We start from the raw sequence: 6,492 nt of genomic DNA, 5'->3' as shown, positions 1-6,492 counted from the left end.
GCGGTTGATCCGCTGGTTTTTTTTGTGTCTTTATTTAAATTTTATAGGTGCCGGGATTGAATCTCGCTTATACTAGAAGAAATGGAAATGAAGGGACTGGCTCGATGTTCAATATCAGACCAATCGCAAAAGAGGATAACCTGATTATAGGAAAGATTATTCGTGAGGTATTAGCGGAGAATCATTTAGATCAACCAGGAACGGCTTATTTTGACCCACAATTGGATTACTTGTATGACTACTATAAGGATATAGATGGCGGTCAGTATTGGGTTGTAACGGGCAATAATGGCCTCTCAGGAGGTGTTGGGATTGCACCAATAGATTTCCCGGGAAATACCTTAGGTAAAGTAGCTGAATTACAGAAATTATACCTGGATGCCAGTGTCAGAGGTTTTGGTTTGAGTAAGGATTTAATGGAAGTGGTCATCAGCTTTGCACAGGATTTTGGTTATGACTATTTGTATTTGGAAACCTTCCATACATTAGTTGCAGCGATTCATGTATACGAAAAATTTGGCTTTGAACGGATTGAAGGCCCTTTGTTTGAGGGTGAACATACGACGATGGATGTGTTTATGGTGAAAGACGTTCGCAAGCATGGATAGAAGGAGGTCTTCCAATGAAAATTTTAGTAACGGGTTTTGATCCGTTTGGTGATGATGTCATCAATCCGTCGATTGAGGCTGTGAAACGTTTGCCAGATGAAATCCAAGGGGCAGAGATTATCAAATTAGAAGTGCCAACTATTTTTCACAAAAGTGCGGAAGTGGAAAAAGCGGCGATTGAAGAATATGGACCGGATTATATTTTGAATATTGGTCAAGCGGGTGGGCGTTTTGCCTTAACGCCTGAGCGTGTGGCAATCAATGCGGATGATGCGCGTATTCCGGATAATGCGGGACAACAGCCGATTGATGAATCGATTAAGGCGGATGGGGATGCTGCTTACTTTAGTCAGTTACCGATTAAGGCGATGGTTACGTATATGAAAGCGGCGAATGTGCCGGCAGAGGTTTCTAATACAGCAGGGACCTTTGTATGCAACCACATCATGTACCATTCGCTATATATGACGCATCATGATTATCCAGGAATAAAAGCAGGTTTTATGCATATTCCTTTCTTACCTGAGCAAGTGACGAACCGTCCAAATACGCCGTCAATGGCTTTAGATGATATTGTTCGCGGTATTGAAGCGGCCATTAAGGCGATTGTGGATTTTGATGGTAAGGAAGATTTGAAGGTTATCGGTGGGAAAATCCATTAGTAGATTTGAATGAGACAAACAAAAAACGAGTCGATGGGAGGTCGACTCGTTTTGATTTATCTTTCATTTGGGAGGAGAAAGATTTTATGAAGAAAAGTTTGTTTGGTTTGTTTATTGGGTATGTATATATAATAGGCGACAGGCTTGAAGATATTATGAAGAATTGCGCAAAAATTGTGATGAATTCGTTACTTAATTCTTATGATTTGTTTAAGTGGGGTAAAATTTAGCAGGGATTTGCTAGTGCAAAAATTCGACAAAGGATTTTCGTGCGTGCTATGATAAGGGTGTAAAAAATGTAGCCAGCAAACAGCCGATGATTTTCAACACTTTGCCATTATTTGTGAGGGATGAATTGATGAATCACTTGTTTAAATCTTGGAATATACTGTCAACACAGGTATTGAATGATTTACTGGGCCTTTGTGTGCTTGCGCCTGCACTTTTTGCAACGACAACATTGAAAAATATCATGAAAACCATAGCGTTGGGCCTTAGTGTCTGACGCTATTTTTTTATGGATTTTCACCCTTAGGAGGAGATATAAAATGAAAAAATGTATGATCTCTAATAAACAACATAAGACGCATGTTGCCTTTGTTAATCGGATGATGCATTCAAAGGTTGTCCCACCTTAAGGAGGTGATCCATAGGTATCTCGGTGCTAGCCGTTAATAGCTTATTGATATAAAAATACCAATAAAAATAACCACAAGGTCGAGTCTCAAGCCTAAAAGCCGTTAGTTTGGCAGCATCGCTTGGGGGTCCTTGTGGTTTTCTGTTTATTTGCTTGTTCCTTTTATAATAATACGGCGGCTGCTAATGCGCGTTGCACATCAAAGACGACGTCGCCACCCTTGAATTGTAGGGAAATGGTTGGGTATTCGTTACCTGATAGGAAGATTTTAACTTCGGCGTCGATATCGAAGTTACCAGTTGATTCGACTGAAAAACGGGAAATTGATTTGTAAGGAATACTCATGAAATCACGTTTTTTGCCGGTGACGCCTTGTTTGTCCATTAAAATGAGGCGGTATGATGTGAAAACAACTAAGTCTCGTAAAATGTTGTAAGATAGTTCAATTTGCTCACCTGGAATTAATACTTTTTCTAGGGTTGCTGCTACTTTTTCTTTATCTGCTTCGGATGCATTACCGAATAATCCTGAAAATAAGCCCATTTTGTCACTCCTCTGTGTCGCTGGCGGTATTTGCTAGGTGTCATGTCTATTATACCGACCAGGGCAATTTATAGTCAAACAAGGGCTTATGAGGCGAGATATTGAGCAGAGTTTGATATAATTAAATATAAAGATACTTCAATTTGTAAAACATACTTAGGAGGACTATTATGGATTTTGAAATTAAAGAAGTAGATCACGGTTTTGCGATTTTCGATGAGTCAGGTGATAAACGTATCGCTGAGATCGAATACCAACAAACAGCAGAAGATATCATCGTTGCGACACATACTTGGGTTGACCCAGTATTACGTGGCGAAGGCGTTGCAGAAAAATTGTTAACGCGTTTAGTTGAATTTGCGGATGAAAAAGATATTCAAATCAAGGCATTATGCCCATATGTTGTACGTAAATTTAACGAAGAACCGGAAAAATACGATTTTATCAATGCTGATAAATAAGCAGTTTCGCAGAGGTTAGGGAGATCCTAGCCTTTTTTGTTTTGCTTGGGGTGTTGAAGTGGAAGGGTCAGTGTCCTGATTGGGATGCCTTTCTTTTTGCCAATAAGTTCGCTAAAATGGATACATTAGAGGATAGAAGAGGTGCGATATGAAATATATTCAATTGTTAGAAGATTTGTCGAATGCTTACGGTGCGCCGGGCTTTGAGGATGATGTGGTTGCGGTTGTGAAGGCCAATAAGGGTGATTTTACGCTGCAAGAGGATGCGATGAAGAATTTGTATTTGAATTTTGCTGAGTTGGATCCGAATAAACCAACTTTGATGTTGGATTCGCATATGGATGAAGTGGGCTTTATGGTGCAAGCAATCGATGAGAATGGTTTGCTGTTGATGCAAGCTTTGGGTGGTTGGACGGCTGCGTCTGCGCAATCTCAAGCATTTATGGTGCGTACGAAGGATATGTCTTATGTGCCTGCGGTTGCGACGAGTAAACCGATTCATTTCATGTCGGCTGCTGAACGCCAAAAACCGGTTGCTTTGGAGGATTTGAAGCTTGATATTGGGGCGACAAGTCGCGAGGAAGTCATCAATGATTTTGGGATTGAAGTGGGTCAACCTGTGGTACCGGCAACGAAATTCTATGTGAATGAACGTAACGGTATGATGATGGGTAAGGCTTTTGATAACCGTCTTGGTGTGGCGGCAACACTTGCTGTCTTCAATGAGTTGGGTCCGGATGCGGTGAAGGCTTTGCCATTTAACTTGGTTGGGGCTTTTGCGACACAAGAGGAAGTTGGTTTGCGTGGTGCGAAAGTAACGACTAACCGTGTAAATCCACAAGCGGCCATCGTTTTTGAAGGTACGCCGTCAGATGACTATGCGAAATCAGCAACCTTGGGCCAAGGTCGTGTGAAACAAGGGCCACAATTGCGTTACCGTGATTCTACCTATATTGCTAGCGATCATTTCAATGCCATGATTGTGGCTGCGAGTGAAAAAGCCGGCATCCATATTCAAAAGGCTGTCCGTGACGGTGGTGGTACCAATGCGGGATCAATCCATACTGGCCATAACGGTGTGCCGGTTGCAACTTTAGGTATGCCAACACGCTACGCGCATACGCATTACTTAATCTCTGCTTATCAAGATTTCCAAGATACAGTTGATTTAACCGTTGCTTTCTTGAAAGATTTGACTGCGGAAGACTTTGCTTTTACTGAGTTAAAAACACTGTAAGTGGTGTGAGTGATATAAAAAACGAAACGACATCGACCTGGTGTCGTTTTTTTTTTACGAAAAAATTATTTGATAAAATAAAGGGTATATTTGTGTAAGCGATTACAATAAAGTGGTATAATATGAGTGAACAAAGGAGCAAGGGAGGGAACGAGAGATGTTAGATAACATTAAGCAAATTTTAGTACCGGTTGATGATTCTGAGCATAGTAAAGAGGCGTTTCGAAATGCAGTCGAGATTGCTAGAAGATCTGGTGCAAAGGTAGATGTCTTATCCGTGGTCGCTGATGATTATGTGTTCGGTGACATTCGAATTTCTGAATCTGATAAGGAAAAGATGAAAGATCGAACATTAGAAAGTTTGGAAAAATACGTTGAGTACGGCTTAAATCGCAATTTCACTGATATTCGTACGTTCACTGCTTTTGGTAACCCAAGAAGGGAAATTGCCAAAATTGCCAATGAAGGGGACTACCAATTAGTGGTAATTGGCGCAACAGGTAAGGGTGCGATTTCTCGTGCACTTGTTGGATCTGTTGCCGAATATACAGTGCGTTTATCTCAAATCCCAGTGCTAGTAATTAAATAAAGTGTTTGTAAGTTTCAATACCCAGTAAAATAAGGAGGGTTTATGATGACAGTCACAGGCTACAAGAAAATAGTATTACCCGTTGATGGTTCTGATGCATCTTACCGTGCTTTCCGCGAAGCGGTATCTATTGCGAAACGTAACGATTCTGAATTAATCGTCTTACATGTCTTAGATGATTTTGTAAGATTTGCGAATCCGGATGCCTCAATCAAACTGTATGAAGAAAGTCGTGTGGATGCACTCGAAATCCTTGATTCTTACCAAAAAGAAGCTGAGGAACTTGGCTTTACCAATGTAACCTTAGAAGTAATCAAGGGCGATGCCAGATATGGTATTGTGGAATTTGCTGATAAGAATAAGGCCGATTTAGTCGTCGTTGGTGCGACAGGTAAAGGTGCCATTGAACGGGCCATGATGGGTTCTGTTTCTGAATACGTGGTACGGAATGTGAAGGCCCATGTCTTAGTCGTGAAATAAGGATAGATGTGCTTTTCCGAGCGGGTGTCAAAGCCAGCTCGGATTTTTTCTGTTTTTTTCACCAAAATGAGTTATAATTAATTAAAAATACATGAGAAAATTGGAGGCTATTATGAAAACAAATAAACTTGTCGTTGTTGGTGTAGGTCACGTAGGTTCATACGTCTTAGCAGATGCGATGAAAGCTGGCGTGTTCGGTGAAATTGGTGTGATTGATATTAAGGAAAACGTGGCTCGTGGTGAGGCTTTAGACCAAGAACAAGCCCGCGCTTTAACTTATATGAACAACATTAAAGTAACACACGGTGGCTATGAACAAACAGATGACGCGGACGTTATCATCATCGCAGCAGGAAATTCAATTATGCCTGACCCGGATGACCCAACTGCTGAACCAGACCGTGCAAGTCTTGCGAAAATTACCAGTCAAACTATTCGTGACGTTATGGGGAATATTACTGCGCATACTCGTGAAGCAATCATTATCGTAATCACCAACCCATTGGATACGATTCTGTACATCGCGGAAAATGAATTTGATTACCCAGCTGGTAAAATCTTCGGTACTGGTACAATGCTAGATTCAGCACGTTTACGTAACGTCTTCGCCAATGCCTATGACGTTGACCCTAAATCAGTTGTTGGTTACATGATGGGTGAACACGGTGCGACTGCATTCCCTGTATTGAGCCACTTGAACATTCAAGGTGTACCATACGCTGACTTAGATACTTACTTGGACCGTGATCCACAAGTTGATTTATCTAGTCCAGAAGATATCAAAGCCAATGTTGTGACAGCAGCTTACGATGTTTTCAACGGTAAAGGATGGACCAATGCGGGTGTTGCACAATCTGCAGTTACAATGGCTAAGGCAGTAGTCTTAGATGAACGTTCTATCTACCCAGCTTCAACGACTTTACGTGGTGAATACGGCTATGACGGAAACGTTGCTTTATCAATGCCTTGTGTAATTGGTATCAACGGTGTTGAAAAACGCATTCCAGTCGCTTTGAACGAATGGGAAGAAGCCAAATTACACGAATCAGCTGCTTACATTCAAGAAGCAATGAAAGACGCTGGCGTGAAATTCTAATCATTATTCAGTTTGAAAGGGTGAAATGACGCCGGATGCGTTCATTTCATCCTTTTTGTATGCAACCAAATGAGTAAAAAAACGACTAGGACTATAATTTTAGCCGCTAATCGTTTTTCCTATCATAATTCTAAAACAACTTTTGTCGCACGCTGAAACGTGTTCCAAAAGTTAGCTTT

The 6,492-nt window shown here is 41.1% G+C and carries 8 protein-coding genes; 7 read left to right on the top strand and 1 reads right to left on the bottom strand.

The genetic code is table 11. The features are described from left to right. Nucleotides 1-104 precede the first annotated feature (104 nt). Complete coding sequence (locus tag EF384_RS05740; RefSeq protein ID WP_123780149.1) at nt 105-608, top strand: GNAT family N-acetyltransferase; 504 nt, start codon at nt 105-107, stop codon at nt 606-608. Between the two features lie 14 nt (nt 609-622). Further along, complete coding sequence (gene pcp, locus EF384_RS05735) at nt 623-1,270, top strand: pyroglutamyl-peptidase I (protein ID WP_123780147.1); 648 nt, start codon at nt 623-625, stop codon at nt 1,268-1,270. Nucleotides 1,271-2,069: 799 nt separating this feature from the next. Here the strand turns inward: pcp and EF384_RS05730 are convergent. Next, nucleotides 2,070-2,450 carry a PH domain-containing protein gene (locus EF384_RS05730; protein ID WP_094518849.1) on the bottom strand — a complete coding sequence of 127 codons (381 nt, stop codon included), beginning with the start codon at nt 2,448-2,450 and terminating at the stop codon, nt 2,070-2,072. 170 nt (nt 2,451-2,620) lie between these two features. Between EF384_RS05730 and EF384_RS05725 the strand changes: the two genes are divergently transcribed. The 5 genes from EF384_RS05725 (at nt 2,621) to EF384_RS05705 (ending at nt 6,313) form a co-directional block, all read left to right on the top strand. Then, the gene (locus EF384_RS05725) at nt 2,621-2,911 is read left to right on the top strand and encodes a GNAT family N-acetyltransferase (RefSeq protein ID WP_123780145.1); all 291 of its coding nucleotides are present in this window, start codon (nt 2,621-2,623) and stop codon (nt 2,909-2,911) included. A gap of 148 nt (nt 2,912-3,059) precedes the next feature. Then, nucleotides 3,060-4,148 carry a M42 family metallopeptidase gene (locus EF384_RS05720; protein ID WP_123780143.1) on the top strand — a complete coding sequence of 363 codons (1,089 nt, stop codon included), beginning with the start codon at nt 3,060-3,062 and terminating at the stop codon, nt 4,146-4,148. Nucleotides 4,149-4,305: 157 nt separating this feature from the next. Next, a complete protein-coding gene (locus EF384_RS05715) occupies nt 4,306-4,737 on the top strand; it encodes a universal stress protein (protein WP_123780141.1) in 432 nt (143 codons plus the stop codon). 42 nt (nt 4,738-4,779) lie between these two features. Next, nucleotides 4,780-5,217, top strand: coding sequence for a universal stress protein (locus EF384_RS05710; protein ID WP_233570048.1), 438 nt, complete (start codon nt 4,780-4,782; stop codon nt 5,215-5,217). Between the two features lie 112 nt (nt 5,218-5,329). Beyond that, entirely contained in the window at nt 5,330-6,313 is a 984-nt protein-coding gene (locus EF384_RS05705) for a lactate/malate family dehydrogenase (protein ID WP_123780139.1), read from the top strand. Nucleotides 6,314-6,492 lie beyond the last annotated feature (179 nt).

This window comes from Aerococcus agrisoli (genome assembly GCF_003797145.1).
GTDB lineage: Bacteria > Bacillota > Bacilli > Lactobacillales > Aerococcaceae > Aerococcus > Aerococcus agrisoli.
Note: the sequence above shows the minus strand (reverse complement) of the source record. Positions and strands in the feature narration are given on the sequence as shown.